Annotated in this window: 12 protein-coding genes; 5 read left to right on the forward strand and 7 right to left on the reverse strand. The window is 72.9% G+C overall.

What is annotated here, in order from left to right; all coding sequences use genetic code 11:
• Positions 1–23 precede the first annotated feature (23 nt).
• Positions 24–725, reverse strand: a complete 702-nt coding sequence (locus OG285_RS34055; RefSeq protein WP_371793236.1) for an alpha/beta hydrolase — start codon at positions 723–725, stop codon at positions 24–26.
• Between the two features lie 130 nt (positions 726–855).
• Positions 856–1,689 carry a DeoR/GlpR family DNA-binding transcription regulator gene (locus OG285_RS34060; RefSeq protein WP_356831815.1) on the reverse strand — a complete coding sequence of 278 codons (834 nt, stop codon included), beginning with the start codon at positions 1,687–1,689 and terminating at the stop codon, positions 856–858.
• A 331-nt stretch (positions 1,690–2,020) separates the two neighbouring features.
• Here OG285_RS34060 and OG285_RS34065 point away from each other — a divergent pair, with 331 nt between their 5' ends.
• On the forward strand, positions 2,021–4,405 hold the full coding sequence (locus tag OG285_RS34065) for a hypothetical protein (RefSeq protein ID WP_371793671.1): 2,385 nt from the start codon (positions 2,021–2,023) through the stop codon (positions 4,403–4,405).
• On the opposite strand, the gene OG285_RS34070 is transcribed toward OG285_RS34065, so the two are convergent.
• The 4 genes from OG285_RS34070 to OG285_RS34085 form a co-directional block, all read right to left on the reverse strand.
• Positions 4,365–6,824 carry a right-handed parallel beta-helix repeat-containing protein gene (locus OG285_RS34070; RefSeq protein WP_356831817.1) on the reverse strand — a complete coding sequence of 820 codons (2,460 nt, stop codon included), beginning with the start codon at positions 6,822–6,824 and terminating at the stop codon, positions 4,365–4,367. The two genes, OG285_RS34065 and OG285_RS34070, sit on opposite strands and share 41 nt — an antisense overlap.
• A gap of 89 nt (positions 6,825–6,913) precedes the next feature.
• Complete coding sequence (locus OG285_RS34075; protein ID WP_356831819.1) at positions 6,914–7,519, reverse strand: hypothetical protein; 606 nt, start codon at positions 7,517–7,519, stop codon at positions 6,914–6,916.
• Between the two features lie 131 nt (positions 7,520–7,650).
• Positions 7,651–8,484: an MOSC domain-containing protein gene (locus tag OG285_RS34080; protein ID WP_371793237.1), complete on the reverse strand. Its 834-nt coding sequence runs from the start codon at positions 8,482–8,484 to the stop codon at positions 7,651–7,653.
• Between the two features lie 43 nt (positions 8,485–8,527).
• Complete coding sequence (locus tag OG285_RS34085; protein ID WP_356831823.1) at positions 8,528–8,971, reverse strand: DUF6643 family protein; 444 nt, start codon at positions 8,969–8,971, stop codon at positions 8,528–8,530.
• A gap of 283 nt (positions 8,972–9,254) precedes the next feature.
• Here OG285_RS34085 and OG285_RS34090 point away from each other — a divergent pair, with 283 nt between their 5' ends.
• Positions 9,255–10,532, forward strand: coding sequence for a TerD family protein (locus OG285_RS34090; protein ID WP_371793238.1), 1,278 nt, complete (start codon positions 9,255–9,257; stop codon positions 10,530–10,532).
• A gap of 49 nt (positions 10,533–10,581) precedes the next feature.
• On the opposite strand, the gene OG285_RS34095 is transcribed toward OG285_RS34090, so the two are convergent.
• Positions 10,582–11,829, reverse strand: a complete 1,248-nt coding sequence (locus tag OG285_RS34095) for a glycosyltransferase (RefSeq protein WP_356831827.1) — start codon at positions 11,827–11,829, stop codon at positions 10,582–10,584.
• A 58-nt stretch (positions 11,830–11,887) separates the two neighbouring features.
• On the opposite strand from OG285_RS34095, the gene OG285_RS34100 reads away from it, so the two are divergent.
• The 3 genes from OG285_RS34100 to lnt all read left to right on the forward strand — a co-directional run bounded on the left by OG285_RS34100 (position 11,888) and on the right by lnt (position 14,982).
• Complete coding sequence (locus OG285_RS34100) at positions 11,888–12,673, forward strand: glutamate racemase (RefSeq protein WP_371793239.1); 786 nt, start codon at positions 11,888–11,890, stop codon at positions 12,671–12,673.
• Positions 12,674–12,731: 58 nt separating this feature from the next.
• On the forward strand, positions 12,732–13,253 hold the full coding sequence (locus OG285_RS34105; RefSeq protein ID WP_356831831.1) for a hypothetical protein: 522 nt from the start codon (positions 12,732–12,734) through the stop codon (positions 13,251–13,253).
• 127 nt (positions 13,254–13,380) lie between these two features.
• Positions 13,381–14,982, forward strand: a complete 1,602-nt coding sequence (gene lnt, locus OG285_RS34110) for an apolipoprotein N-acyltransferase (protein ID WP_356831833.1) — start codon at positions 13,381–13,383, stop codon at positions 14,980–14,982.
• Positions 14,983–15,004: the final 22 nt, after the last annotated feature.

Below are 15,004 nucleotides of genomic sequence, written 5' to 3' on the forward strand. Positions count from 1 at the left end.
CGCCACTCGTCCCCGCACCGGTCTCACACCGTCTGCGCGGCCCCGGAGTCCAGGGCCTTGCCCACCGCCCTCGGCAGCGGGCCCAGCTCCAGCAGGCCGGCGACCGTGCCGGCCGTGAGCGCGTGCCAGATGCCCGGCCTGCGGAGCATCGCGTGATCCCCGCCCGTGACCGTCAGAGCGCACGCCCGGGCGCCGGCCTCCCGGGCCCGGCGCACGAAATCGGCGCTCCCTCCGGGGTCGGTCGTACGGTCCCGGTCCCCGTGCAGCAGCACGACCGTGCGGCCGCCCAGATGACCGGCCGCCTCGTCCGGCGGGCACCAGGGAGCCAGCCCGACCACCGCCCGTACCAGCGGGTGCGATGCCGCGCTCAGCGCCGCACGGCCGCCCATCGAGTGCCCGACGAGCACCACCGGGACCGCGCCCGCGGTGGCGGCGAGTTCATCGAGGGCGCGCCGCGCGTCGTACGCGGCGTCCGCACGGGTGCCGTTCCAGCCGCGGTACCGGTAGCGGACCCGCCCCATCAGCACGGAGTGCCCCGCGGTGACCTCGGCGACCCGCGAGCCGATGGGCCGCATCCGGGCCTCCGGCAGGTTCCACGGCGGCGGCGGACGCAGGCCGTCGGCCCGGCCGCCGTGCAGCAGCAGCACCGCGGCCCGGGGGACCGCGCAGGGCCTGGTGACTATCAGGGCGGGCTGCTGCACGCCGTCATTACGCGGTTCGGACACGCGCGGGACTTCCTTTCCTGGCCGGTTGCTCGCCGGGGCCCGTACGGCCGTGCCGTGCGGGCCCCACGTGGTCCTTCGTGGCCGGCGGCGTTCCGGATTGCTCCCCGCGGATCATGGAGCCCACGGGCTGTCAGCCGGTGTCCTCGCGGCCACCCGCCACGACGAGCCCCGGCAGACACTCGGTGATCTCCTCGCGAGCTCCGTCGGACAGCCCGGAGTCGGTGACGAACGCGTCCACGTCCTCCAGCGTCGCGAACGAACTCAGCCCGACGGTGCCCCACTTGGTGTGGTCGGCGACCACCACCACCCGCCGCGCGGACCGCACGAACCTGCGGTTCGTCTCGGCCTCCGCGAGATTGGGCGTGGAGAGCCCCGCCTCGGCGGATATGCCGTGCACGCCGAGGAACAGCACATCGAAGTGGAGTGACCGGATCGCCTGGTCCGCCACCGGGCCCACCAGCGAGTCCGACGGCGTACGCACTCCGCCGGTCAGCACCACCGTCGCGGCGCCCGGCCGCTGCCCGCCCCCGGCCACGACCCGCTGGGCGGCGTGGAAGACATCGGCGACGCGCACCGAGTTCGTCACCACGGTCAGATCGGGCACGTCCAGCAGCTGCTGGGCGAGGGCGTAGGTCGTGGTCCCGCCGGACAGTGCGATGGCACTGCCCGGGGCGGCCATCGCCGCCGCCGCCCGCGCGATGTCCTCCTTGGCGCTGAGTTCCAGACCGGACTTGGCCTCGAAACCCGGCTCGTGCGTGGACGCCTCGACCACCGGCACCGCGCCGCCGTGCACCTTCTCGATGACACCCTGGCGCGCCAGCGCGTCCAGGTCCCGGCGGACCGTCATGTCCGAGACGTTGAGTTTGCGGGTGAGCTCGTTGACGCGGACGCCGCCCCGCCGCCGTACCTCGTCGAGGATCAGGGCGCGACGCTGCTCCGCGAGCAGATTCTGATTGTCGCTCACCGCAGGGTCCGGTCCTTCCACGCGCCGATGCGGCGCCAGGAGCGAAGACCTGTCGTTCGGATCAGGCCGGGGCCCCCGGCCACCGGGGATCCCTCATCCTCGCACGCAGAGTTCCCCGCCGCGCCACTGGTTGCCGCACCTCTTCCGGGGGGAGATTCAGTGAGAGCCGTGCGGCGGGCAGCAGCCGTCCAGGATTCTGGGCAGACACCGCCGACCGTCCCCTCCACGAGAGCGAGCCACCGCCGTGCCCCCACCCCCGTCTCCCGGCGAGAGCGGTGTCCCCGCCCTCGAACTCCTCGTCCACGGCGTCGGCGGAGCCACCCCGCAGGAGATGCTCGGTGACGCGCGCACCGTCCGGGTCACCGGCGACGAGACGGCCGCCGTCTACCGCCGCGCCGACGACACCGACGCCGAGGCCCACCCGCGGGACACCAGGGACGGCCCGGTCCCCGAGGCGTACGTCTGGTCCAACCTCACATCCGGCAACAGCGCCCGCGCCCTGTGGCTGCTCCTGCTCCCCTTCATGGTGGTCAACCTCGCCCACTGGATGCTGCCCTCCGGCCACGGCGGGGGACGGGCCGTCCGGCTGTACGGGGTGCTGGTGCGGCTCGTCGCGCTCAGCCTCACCGTGCTGCTCGTCGCGGCGGCCTGCGAGGTGGCCCTCGATCTGACGGCCTGGCAGTGCGCGGGGTCGCCGGGCTGCTCCGACGGGAAGTCCTGGCTCGGGTTCCTCGCCGCCGCCCGCGGCGGCTGGTGGGCGCAGCCGGGCCGGCGGCTGGCCGCGGCGGCGCTCGTCCCCGCGGCTCTGACGGCGCTGCTCTGGTACCTCTCCAACCGCACCTGGAGCGCGTACGAGTCCCAGCAGCCGCTGGGCGAGGACGCCCGTGCGGCGGATGCCGGACGCCCCGCACATCCCGGAGACTCCGGCGACGCCGTACACAGCGAGGGCGACGGCTGCGGCCCGGCGCTCGGCAGGCCCGGATTCTGGTACGGGCGCAGGCTGGTCGCACGGCTGCGCGCGGCGCACACGGCCGCCGGATTCCTGACCGTCGCCGCCGCACTCACCGTCGCGGCCGCCGCCTTCGACCGCCGCTCGTCCGCGACCCTCCTGGAGGCCATCGGCTGGCTCCTTGAAGCAACGCTCCTGGTGGCAGCCGGAGTTGTCATCTGGGTGGTCTGCCGCAGAGGCCGCACCGAGACCCGGCTCGACGACGAACTCGACCGGGCCGTCGTCACCCTGCTGCCGGGCGGCGCACTGGCCCTGCTCGCGCTCTCCGCCGTATACGCCGCCTGGTCGCGGCCGGGCTGGCGGTCGAGCGGTACTCTGCCGGGCGACCGTACCTTCGGCATCCTGACGCTCGCCCAACTCGCCCTCGTCGTCGTGCTGGCCGCCGTCGCCATGGCGATGTACCGCCGGGCCCCCCACTCCCGCACGGCACTGCGCGGACTGGGCGGACCCGCGGTCGCCCTGCTCGCCTGCGCGCTCGGCGGCGTGATGACCGGCGGTGTCGCCCAGCGCGTGGCCGACTGGCTCGACGGGCCGGGCACCCCGGGCATGGGCAGGAAGAGTTCCATCGCGGGACCGCCGGTGCTGCTCAGCTGGCAGGCGTCCGTCATCCCGGTCCTGCTGCTCCTGCTGCTGCTCCCGGTCGCGTACTACGCCCTGCGGACCCTGCGGCGGGAACGCCGTATCGAGCGGACCCTCATGGCCGACTACCCGCGGGAGAAGCCGGACACCGTGCGCACCCGGCAGATCGCCGGGGACCGTGCCCGCGCCCAGCTCACCGACGCCGCGCCGCCGTTCGTCGGCATCGTCTCGGCGGCCACCCTGCTGCTCGGCGGGGGCGCGCTCGTCGGCTCCTGGCTCAGTGAGCAGGTGCCGGGCCGGGCGGCCGACGAGGCTCCCTCCTTCATCGCGTCCGCCACCGACGCCGCCCAGGCGGCAGGGTCCTGGCTGGTCGGCCTCGGCTTCATACTGTTCGTCACCCTGGGCAGGCGCGCCTACCGCGACGCGTCGGCCCGGCGCAGCGTCGGCATCCTGTGGGACGTCGGCACCTTCTGGCCGCGCGCCGCGCACCCCTTCGCGCCGCCCTGTTACGCCGAGCGCGCGGTCCCCGACCTGACCTGGCGCATGTTCACCTGGACCGACCGCACCGGCGGCCGGCTCGTCATCTCGGGCCACTCGCAGGGCAGCGTGCTGGCCGCGGCCGCGGTCTGGCAGTTGCCCGCCCGCACCCGCCGCAGGGTCGCACTGCTCACCTACGGTTCACCGCTGGAGCGGCTGTACGGGCGGTGGTTCCCGGCGTACTTCGGGCCCGACTGCCTGGACGGACTGCACCGGGAGGTTCCCTGCTGGCGCAATCTGTGGCGGGCGACTGACCCCATCGGAGGCTGGGTGCTGCGCGGTGGTGACGTCGACCGGGGACCGCTGCTCGATCCGGTCGCCTACGGCAGAACCCGCGAACACCCGCTGCCGGACCCGGTCCTGGGCCACTCGGACTACCAGGCCGACCCGGCGTTCGCCGAGGAACGCGCGGGGCTGCTCGACCGGCTCGCGACGACGGTGCCGCACCAGGCTCCGTACCAGGACCCGGTTCAGCCCACCGGGCGGGAATCCCGGCCCGGGCAGGCCGGTTCGGGAGCGGACGCCTCCCGGGCGGGCGGTTCCGGGCGGGTCAGGGCAGTTCCGGCAGATCCTCCGGAAACAGCAGACTGAGATCGTCGGTCGACATCTCGGCGAACTGGGCGACCCGGCCCGCGTGCCGTTCCACCATCGACTCGAACGTCTGCCGGGCGGTCCTGCCGTTGCCGAAGGCGGGGCCCTTGGGCAGCACCGTGAAGTACTTCAGGAGGGCTTCCGGTGCGCCGTCGCCGAGCCGGTACTCGTGCTCGTCCGCCTGCTGCTCGACAATCCGCAGCAGCTCCTCGGGGGCGTAGTCGCCGAAGGTGATGGTGCGGGAGAAACGGGACGCCACACCGGGGTTGACCCCCAGGAAGCGCTCCATCTCCGCGGTGTACCCGGCGACGATCACCACCACCGCGTCCCGGTGGTCCTCCATCAGCTTGACCAGGGTGTCGATGGCTTCCTTGCCGAAGTCCCGCCCGGAATCCTCCGGGGAGAGGGCGTACGCCTCATCGATGAAGAGCACCCCGCCCCGGGCCCGGTCGAAGGCCTCCTGGGTGCGGATGGCCGTCGAGCCGATGTGCTCGCCCACCAGGTCGACCCGGGAGACCTCGACGAGGTGCCCGCGTTCCAGCACTCCGAGTGAGGCGAGGATCTCGCCGTACAGCCGGGCCACCGTGGTCTTGCCCGTACCCGGGGATCCCGTGAACACCAGATGGCGGCGGGCGGATGCGGCCTTGAGGCCGGCGGCGGCGCGCCGCCGGCCGATCTCGATCATGTCGGTGAGGGCGCGGACCTCGCGTTTGACGCTCTCCAGGCCCACCAGGGTGTCGAGTTCGCCCAGGACGTCCACCGAGGAGCGTATGGGCCCGTCCGCGGCGGCCGGGGCGGGGGCGGCCGTCTGCGCGGACGGCTGGGCCGGCCGGGCACCGGGCAGTGATCCGAGCAGACCGGACGTCTGCGTCGCGGTCGCCGTGGCGGGAGCCCCCACGGCGGGCGCCCCGTGCGGCTCGGTCAGCAGGCCGCTCTCGTCGCTGGTGCAGTCCTCGACGACCGGTCCGCCCGCGCCGCCCTCACTCAGGGTGCCGTCGGCGAACTCGTAACCGCTGCGCGCGCACCGCTCCGTGCGGCAGCGGGTCAAGGTGGTGCGGCAGCCGTCTATGACATGGAAGCCGTACCCGGCACTGCCCGTCACCCGGCAGTTGTGGAACGTGCCGCGTCCCTCGGCCGAGACATAGAAGCCGGCCTCCGCCGGCGAGGTCACGGTGCACCGCTCGATCCTGGGATCGGCGCCCTTCGTCACGATGACACCGGTCTGCGCCGCGTCGATCGTGCAGCCGCTGAGCGTTCCCCCGCTGCCGTGGTCGCGGAACCAGGCGCCGGTGGACGCCTCCCGGATCCGGCAGTCGTCCAGTTGCGCCGTGGCGCCATCGCTCACCGACACCGCTGTGTTCCGCACCTGGGCGAGATCGCTGTCGACCACGTCGGCGCGTGAGCCCCGGTCCAGTACGAAGATCGCGTCCGGTACGTCGTGCACCCGGCAGGAGTCCAGCACCACGGTCGCCCCGTCGCTGACCCAGACGGCCGGGTAGTCGCCCGTACTGTCGTGGATCTCGCACTGATTGGCATCCACCCGGGTGCCCGGGTCCCAGACCGACAGTCCGTTGCGCCCGAAGCGCCGGACGGTCGAGCGCGTCAGCGTGAGCACCGAACGGGACCGCAGATCGACCGCGTTCTCCGGGATGTCATGGATGTCGCAGTCCGACAGCGTCAGCACCGCGTCCGTGTCCAGGGTGACGCCGTCGGCCGACGTGCGGTGGACGGTGCAGTCGGTGAGATGGGCCGACGCGCGCGCGGCGACCTGCACACCGGTGCCCTTGACCTCGTAGATCTCGCAGCCGAAGGCTTCAAGGCCGCTGCCCTCGCCGGACACGCTCAGCCCGGCCCCGGACGCGTGGTGTATCCGGCAGCGCTCGATCCTGGGGTGCGCCCCGCCGTGCACCGAGATGCCCGACTGGCCGGCCGCGACCACCTCGCACTCCTCGAACACCCCGCCCGCGCCGGCCAGTACGCCGATTCCGACGCCCGCCGGATTGTCGACGGTGCAGCGGCGCACGGTCGGCCGGGCCGCCCCGCGCACCTCGATGCCGACGGCGGACCGGGTGACGATCCGCAGATCCAGCAGCTCGGGAGTGCCCTCCTCGACGAGCAGCGCGGGCGCGGACGAGTCCTGCCCCTCGACCTGGAGGTCCTGGACGACCGCGGAAGCCCGCACGGTGAGCGGGATGCCGTCGGCGGGCGCGATCCGCACCGAGCCTGCCGCGCCGTCGGCGCCGCGCAGCGTGATCGCGTGCTGGACGACGAGATTCTCGCGGTACGTGCCGGGAGCGACCGTGAGGACGTCACCGTCGCCTGCGGCCTCCAGGGCTGCGGAGAGGGAGACATACTCGCCTGTGCGGCGGCGCCACCTCGATGTTCCGGTGTACGTCACCTGGACCGTGCCCTGTGCCATGGCGCTGTTGTGCCCCCACCTCGTGTGCCCGACGGATGTGGCCCCACCGTAGCGCGCGCGGGACACGGGAGTTGACGCGAGAGCCGGTCTCAGCTGCCTGTGCCCGTGCGTCCCCAGTCGGGACCGGCTTCGCTCCAGGCGCGGTCGAGCCGCACGTACCGCCGCTGTACCAGCCGCCATACGACGACACGGCGTCCGACCACGATGAGGCCGGCCGTCCCCGCGGCCGCCCCGAACCCCGCGAGCACCGCGCGCGCACGCACCGTACGCGGTTTCATGGGTCTGTTGACGAGGTGCCCGCGGTCGTCGGTCCAGACGCGCAGGCGGTCGCCCGGGAGATTGCCGCCCCTGAAGGTGGAGAGAGTCCCGCGGTGCCGGCTGCCGTCCACCCCGGTCCAGACGGCGGCCGCCCGCCCGCGGGGCACGGCGTCCGAGATCCCGTCGGGATTGGCCACCACGGACCGCTCGGGCAGCGCACGCACGACGGTGGCCGTCGTCGCGTGCCGGTGCCGTCGCTGGGCCCGGGCGGTGTCCTGGAGTGCGCTGTCGGTGAGGGAGCCGCTGAGCCATCCCACGAGGGGCGCCGCGACGGTGATGAGCACCACCGCGACGAGTGCCACCCACGCCTCGGCGACATCGGTCCCACGGCGCAGGGGATTGTGCCGCCAACGCCACACGCCGACTGCTGCTCGCACGGTCCTGCACCCCCTTCCGCTTCCGTCCTGACCTCACTGGGCACCGCCCGCCTGCGGCGGGGCGCGGCGAGAGGAATCTCACTCCCGCACAACGAGCCTGCCGTACCTGTGAGTTCCCTGGGAAACGGGGCTCATTCGAGGATGCGCACCGGATCGCCGACGTGCAGGACGCCGGTCCTCTCGGGGACGAGATTCTGGCCGAACAGCAGGTCATTGTCCACGCGGCGGTGCCGGGCGAGGGTGCGCAGCGGTTCTCTGCCGCGCTCGGCCGTTCGCTGGTCGACGGTGGTGACGACACAGCGCCCGCAAGGCTTGGCGACGCGGAGGACCACATCGCCGATCGCGATACGGGTCCAGCCGTCCTCGGCCCAGGGCGGGGTGCCGGCCACGACGACATTTGGCCGGAACCGGTCCATCGGCAGGGGGCCCTCGTCCGGCAGGTCACCTCCCGCGATGAGGGAGTTGAGGGCGTCGAGCGAGGAGAGCGCCGTGAGCAGCAGCGGATAGCCGTCGGCCAGGCTGACGGTCTCGCCGGGCCGGGCGTACCGCGGATCGATCGGGCGCCGGACCGCGGGCTCGTCGAGATGGACCAGGCGTACGGCTGCGCCGAGATACGAACTCAGCCAGGTGTCCGCCGCCGGGCCCCCGGGGACGACGTCGACCTTGTCCCGGAAGAGCTGCGCCCCGATCGCGCCCACCGGCTCAGGCACCGCGACCGTCAGCGGCTCGCGCCCCGGCGCGGACAGCTTGACGGCGCCGCCGGGCAGTGGCTCCGCGGCTGCCAACGCCAGCCGTGGATGCTGGCGTTGGGTGACGGCCTTCCCGTTCTCGTCCACGAGCATCCACCGCCGGTCTCCGGCCAGCCCCCAGGGTTCGACCGCGGCCGAACCCGGCGCACACCCCGTGAGGGACTTGACCGGATGGATGTGGATTCCGTGCAGAACTGCGTGAACCGGTTGCGACACGGCAGTCATTCTGCCATCCGGTCCTGATACGCAGGAGGTCCGGTCAGTAGCCGCGCCCCTGGTAGGGCCGGTTGTACGGATCCTCGTACGGCGAGGGCGCGGGGCGCTGAGCCGCGGGACGCATCGCCTCGTATCCGGCGCCGCCGACGGGCCGCTGCGGCTGCTGCTGCGGGCCCGGGTAGCCGCGCGGCGCGGTGGCCTGCTGCGGGATGTACGGCGCGGGCGCGTGCTGCATCGGCGCGGGCTGCGCCATGGGCTGCGGATAGCCGTAGGACGGCGCCTGCTGCGACGGGCCGGCCGGCAGCGCGGGCAGTGCCGAGGGCAGCGCCGGCAGGTAGCTGTTGCCGGAGTCGTAAGCCGACGGGACTCTGATCGGAGCGATCTGAGGGGTGCCCCGCTCTGCGACGAGAGAATCGTAGATAGGGGTGTCCGGGAAGGACGGCGCGGAGTAGTAACCGCCACCGTAGGTCGCACGGGGGGACGTCATGGCACATAAGTAAAGCCCACGATGTGCTGATTGGGGAGCCCGATAAGAGGGTTGTTTTGCGTGTTCCGGGTGACTGTGGATCCCCAATGCGAGCGAACTTGCCAAAAACGGTCGTCAGACCCGACTCTGATCGGGTAGTGGCCTGCTCGCAGGCCGGTTACCGACGGGTTGCCGCCAGACGGCGCAACGATCTTCCCGCGCCCCTCGGGAGCGCTCCACGGTGGCTGGGATTAGGTTGGCCGTACGGAAACCTACGGCTTCACGACGCCAGTTGGGGGCGAGCATGTCAATGCTTAAGGGAACCAATGTTCCGGTGTCGGCTCAGGCCGTGCGGATCGAATGGGGATGGCGGCCGGGTCCGGGGGTGCCGGATGTCGATGCCTCGGCCCTGCTGCTGGCATCGGGAAAGGTGCGTACCGACGCCGACTTCGTCTTTTACAACCAGCCTCAGCACGCCTCGGGCGCGGTCCGCCACGAGGGCAAGACGACCACCCCGAACACCGCGACCGACACACTCGCGGTCGACCTGTCGCTGGTGGAGCCCGCCATCGAGCGGGTGGTCCTCGCGGCGTCGGCCGACGGGGGCAGCTTCGGACGGGTGCCCGGGCTGTACATCCGGGTACTCGACGCCGCGGACGGCACGGAGATCGCCCGGTTCGACAGCCAGGACGCGACGGTGGAGACGGCCTTCCTCCTCGGCGAGCTCTACCGGCGCCAGGGCGCCTGGAAGTTCCGTGCGGTCGGGCAGGGGTACGGCAGCGGGCTCGAAGGGCTGGCCACCGACTTCGGGATCAGCGTGGACGACTCGCAGCGGCCCGCCCCGCGGACTTCCGCTGCCCCGCAGGCCGCCGCAGAGACATCCGCAGTGCCGGAGAGCGCCCCCGTACCCCCGCCGCCGGCCACCGCGCCCGCCCCCGTACGGCTGAGCAAGGTCACCCTGACGAAGGAGGCGCCGGCGGTCTCCCTCGCGAAGCAGGGCGGAACATCGGGCGCCATGCGGGTCAATCTCAACTGGGAGACCCGCCAGCAGCAGCCCAAGGGCTGGGCGGCCAAGCTCGGCAAGGCCGTGGCCGCCATGAACTCCGGTATCGACCTCGACCTCTGCGCACTCTACGAGCTGACCGACGGCCGCAAGGGCGTCGTCCAGGCCCTGGGCAATGCGTTCGGATCGCTGAGCAGGCCGCCGTACATCCATCTCGACGGCGACGACCGCACCGGCTCGGTTTCGGCCGGGGAGAATCTGACGGTCAACCTCGACCAGAAGAACAACATCAGACGGGTCCTCATCTTCGTGACGATCTACGAAGGGGCGAAAAGCTTCGCCGATCTGCACGCGACCGTCACGCTCAAGCCGCAGAACGGCGCGGCCATCGACTTCTCGCTCGACGAATGCACCGTGCCGTCCACCGTCTGTGCGCTGGCGCTGATCACCAACAACGCCGGTGATCTCGTCGTCCAGCGCGAGGCCCGCTATCTGGTGCCCGACCGTGGCGTCAGTCCGCAGCGCACCGTCGACCAGGCGTACGGCTGGGGCATGAACTGGACACCCGGCAGGAAGTGAGCGCCCCGCCGCCCCGGGCACGACCGTGGCGGCGCCCGTGGAGCGGCGCTCAGACGTCCCGCGCCGCTCCGGGCGGGAGGGGGTCGGATCCGGTCCTGAGGTCCGCCGCGCCGGCCGCACCCGGCCCGGGTTCCGGTTCCGCTTCCGGCCTGGAGTAGGTCCGTCCCTTCCAGGCGGCGCCGCGCCCGCGGTAGTGCTGCACCGCCGAGTCGACCGTCATCAGCAGATACAGCAGCGCGGTGAACGGCAGGGCCGGGCCGAGCAGGGGCGACTGGCGGTAGTAGCGCAGCATCGGCAGATAGGTGCCCGCCATCACCAGCCAGGCGAGCCCGCCCGCCCAGGCGGCGGGGGCATCGCGCCCCAGCAGACCGGCAACCAGCGTGAGCGGCGGAGCGAGATAGATCAGCGCGAGGCCGAGCACCGTGCCGGTGAGCAGCAGGAGACTGTGCCTGAGCTGGGTGTACGCGCTGCGCGAGACCATCCGCCACAGATCGCCGAGCCCGGGATACGGGCGCACGCTGTCCACCCGCTCGGCGAGCCCCAGCCAGATGCGGCCGCCGCTGCGCTGCACCGTGCGGGCCAGCGACACATCGTCGATGACCGCCTGCCTGATGGACTCCGGGACACCGGCCCGCTCCGCCGCCTCGGTCCGCAGCAGCACACAGCCCCCGGCCGCGGCCGCTGTGCGGGCACCTGGCCGGTTGATCCACCGGAACGGGTACAGCTGGGCGAAGAAGTACACGAACGCCGGCACGACCTGCCGCTCCCAGAAGCTCGTGACGCGCAGCCGCGCCATCTGCGACACGAGGTCGAGCCCGGCCGAACCCGCGGCGGCCACCAACTCGCGCAGGCTGTCCGGCGCATGGGCGATGTCGGCGTCCGTCAGCAGCAGGTAGTCGGGATCCCCGGCACGGGCCAGCCCGATCCCGTACCGCAGCGCCCACAGCTTCCCCGTCCAGCCGGGCTCGGGCTCACCGGGGGAGACGACGGTCAGCGGGAGTCCGCCGTGGCGTGCGGACAGCCGTGCGGCCAGCTCTCCGGTGCCGTCGGAGCTCCCGTCGTCGACCAGGAAGATCTCGGCGTCGCCGGGATAGTCCTGGGCCAGCAGGGAGGGGAGGCTCAGCGGCAGAACCCCGGCCTCGTCCCTGGCGGGCACGATCACCGCCACGGAGGGCCAGGTGGCGGGGGCGGTGCGTGGGGGCAGCCGCTGGTCGGTCCGCCAGAACAGACCCTGCCCCAGCAGCAGCCACATCCACACGGCCAGCGAACACACGGCGATCCAGGCAATGGCGCTCATCCGCCGAAGTCTGCCCCACCGGGGCCGGTCCGGGTGGGCGGTCGACTAGGGTGACCGGGTGAAGATCGCGCTCATGGACTCCGGAATCGGCCTGCTCGCGGCTGCCGCCGCGGTACGCCGCCAGCGGCCCGACGCGGATCTGGTGCTCTCCAGCGACCCCGGCGGCATGCCCTGGGGCGTCCACGGGCCCCAGGGCGTCATCGATCGCGCGCTGGCCGTGGCCCGCGCGGCCGCCGACCACCGGCCGGACGCACTGATCGTCGCCTGCAACACCGCGAGCGTGCACGCCCTCCCGGCCATCCGCGCCGCACTCGAACCGGACATCCCGGTCATCGGTACGGTGCCGGCCATCAAGCCGGCCGCCGCCGACGGGGGATCCGTCGCGATCTGGGCGACCCCGGCGACCACCGGCAGCGACTACCAGCGCGCGCTGATCCGCCAGTTCGCCGGCGGCGCCGACGTCACCGAGGTGTCCTGTCCCGGCCTTGCCGACGCCGTCGAGCACGCCGACGAGGCCGCGATCGACGAGGCCGTGGCCGCGGCAGCCGCCCGCACCCCGTCCGGCGTAAGGGCCGTCGTCCTTGGCTGCACCCATTACGAACTGGTCGGAGAGCGGATCGCCGACGCCGTCCGGCGCCACGGCAGTCCCGCCGCCGAGCTGTACGGCTCGGCCGGGGCCGTGGCCGCCCAGGCGCTGCGGCGCATCGGGGCCGGGCCCGCGGCCGACGGCGCGGCGGGTGCCCGGCTGACGGTGCTCCTCGGCGGACACCAGGGACCGCTTCCCACCGCCGCGCTGACGTACCTGGAAGGGCGCCTGCTCCAGGCCGTCAGCCCCGCGCGCTGAGGGCCGTGCCCCCGCCGGACCACCGCCGCCCTCGCGGAAGGTGAGTAGGCTGCTACGCATGAGGGACCACAGCGAGCCCGGCTCCCGGGTCTGGACCGGCCAGGCGACCAACCGCGTGCAGTGGCTGCTCTCGTTCGCCGGGGCCGCCTGCCTGGCGCTCGGGATCGAACTGGCTGTGAACTCCGCCTGGACCGCTGACGGTGCGCCGCTGCTGATGGCCGTGATCGGCTGTGTGCTGGTCGGCCTCCTGATGCTCTACGGCACGCTCGCCTTCGTGCATGTCTCGGTGAAGGTCGACGAGCACTCCTTCGAAGTGCGCTGCGGCTACATCGGTCTGCCGCGCCGCCGCATCCTCCTCGACCATGTGGTGGGCGCCGACTACGATCCGGCCGTCACGCCCCGCCAGTGGGGCGGCTGGGGCTACCGGTGGCGCCCCGAGAAGGGGACCGCCGTGGTCGTGCGCCGCGGAGAGGGTCTCGTCCTCACGCTGGGGGACGGCCGGAGCTTCACCGTCACGGTCGACGACGCGGAGGCGGCGGTCCGGATCATCCGCGACCGGCTGCGGCTCACACCCGGCTGACGACTGTCCGGCTGCTTGCCCGAGGGGCTGGGCGCCGGGACATCACTCCGTCGCCTGCGACGTTCCCCTGCCGCTGCCGCGGGCCGCGCTTGCCGGACGCACAGCCCACCACCGTAGACTCCGCCTGGTGAGCGCCCCCACCACACCCACGGACGAGTCCGAACGGCTCGTACCGCAGCCCGCCGGAGAACCGCGCGGCCGACGCCTGGCCCGCCGTCTCGTACGGCCCGCCGCCGCTGCCGCGTCCGGCCTGCTGCTGTACGCCAGCTTCCCGCCGCGGCCCCTGTGGTGGCTGGCGCCCGTCGCGTTCGCCGTACTGGGGACGGCCCTGCACGGACGCCGGGCCCGGGCCGGACTCGGCCTCGGTTACCTGGCGGGCCTCGGGTATCTGCTCCCGCTGCTGGTCTGGACGGGGGTCGAGGTCGGCCCCGGCCCCTGGCTCGGCCTGGCGGCGGTCGAAGCGCTCTTCATCGCTGTCGCGGGTGCGGGAATCGCGTATGTCTCCCGGCTGCCGCTCGGGCCGCTCTGGGCCGCCGCGGTGTGGATCGCCGTCGAAGCGGCCCGAGCGCGAGTACCGTTCGGCGGGTTCCCCTGGGGCAAGGTGGCCTTCGGGCAGCCCGAGGGTGTCTTCCTGCCGCTGGCCGCGGTCGGAGGGACGCCACTGCTCGGCTTCGCCGTCGTCCTGTGCGGCTTCGGCCTGGGTGAGCTGGTACGCCGCTGGGCTGCTCTGCGCCGCTTCGCGGACCGCAGGATCGCCATCGCCGCCGTCCTCGCCGTCGCGCCGGTCGCGGCCGGGTTCGCCGCGCTGCCGCTGGTCAGCACCAGCGCCGAGGACGGCACGGCCACGGTCGCCCTCATCCAGGGAAACGTCCCCCGGATGGGACTCGACTTCGCCACCCAGCGCCGCGCGGTGCTCGACCACCATGTGAAGGAGACGCTGAAGCTGGCCGCCGATGTGAAGGCGGGCCGCGCCAAGCAGCCGGATCTGGTGCTGTGGCCGGAGAACTCGTCGGACATCGACCCGTACCTCAACGCCGACGCCTACGACGAGATCGACGAGGCGGCCAAGGCGATCAAGGCGCCCATCTCGGTCGGCGCCGTCGTCACCCCGGACAACGGCGCGGGGTCGCCGCTCAACCAGCAGATCCTCTGGGACCCCAGGAAGGGCCCCGTCGACACGTACAACAAGCGCCGGCTCCAGCCGTTCGGCGAGTACATGCCCTACCGGTCGTTCTTCCGGCTGTTCAGTTCCGACGTGGATCTGGTCCGCAAGGACTTCGTACCCGGACACAAGGCCGCCGACTTCGACATGGCGGGCACCAGGGTCGGCCCGGTCACCTGTTACGAGGCGGCGTTCGACTGGGCCGTACGGGACCAGGTGAAGGCGGGGGCGCAGATCATCTCCGTACCCAGCAACAACGCGACCTTCGACCGCAGCGAGATGACCTACCAGCAGCTCGCGATGTCGCGGGTACGGGCTGTCGAACACAGCAGGGCCGTGATGGTCCCCGTCACCACCGGTGTGAGCGCGGTCATCCGGCCGGACGGTTCGGTCGCGCAGAAGACCAAGATGTTCACCGCCGACGCGCTGGTGGCGGATGTGCCGAAGCGCTCGTCGCAGACCCCGGCCACCCGGCTGGGGACGCTTCCCGAGTGGCTGCTCGTGGCGCTCGGCGCAGGCGGCGTCGGCTGGGCGGTCACCCGCTCGGTACGGCGGCGCACGTCGTGACGGAGCGCCGCTGAGCGGCGGT

This window comes from Streptomyces sp. NBC_01471, from assembly GCF_041438865.1.
Classification (GTDB): domain Bacteria; phylum Actinomycetota; class Actinomycetes; order Streptomycetales; family Streptomycetaceae; genus Streptomyces.

What these genes read in the sequence shown, in the direction of transcription:
- OG285_RS34065 (WP_371793671.1), top strand. Translation starts at nt 2,021, where the DNA reads ATGCTCGGTGACGCGCGCACCGTCCGGGTCACCGGCGACGAGACGGCC.
- OG285_RS34070 (WP_356831817.1), bottom strand. Translation starts at nt 6,824, where the DNA reads ATGGCACAGGGCACGGTCCAGGTGACGTACACCGGAACATCGAGGTGG.
- OG285_RS34085 (WP_356831823.1), bottom strand. Translation starts at nt 8,971, where the DNA reads ATGACGTCCCCCCGTGCGACCTACGGTGGCGGTTACTACTCCGCGCCG.
- OG285_RS34090 (WP_371793238.1), top strand. Translation starts at nt 9,255, where the DNA reads ATGTCAATGCTTAAGGGAACCAATGTTCCGGTGTCGGCTCAGGCCGTG.
- OG285_RS34095 (WP_356831827.1), bottom strand. Translation starts at nt 11,829, where the DNA reads ATGAGCGCCATTGCCTGGATCGCCGTGTGTTCGCTGGCCGTGTGGATG.
- OG285_RS34105 (WP_356831831.1), top strand. Translation starts at nt 12,732, where the DNA reads ATGAGGGACCACAGCGAGCCCGGCTCCCGGGTCTGGACCGGCCAGGCG.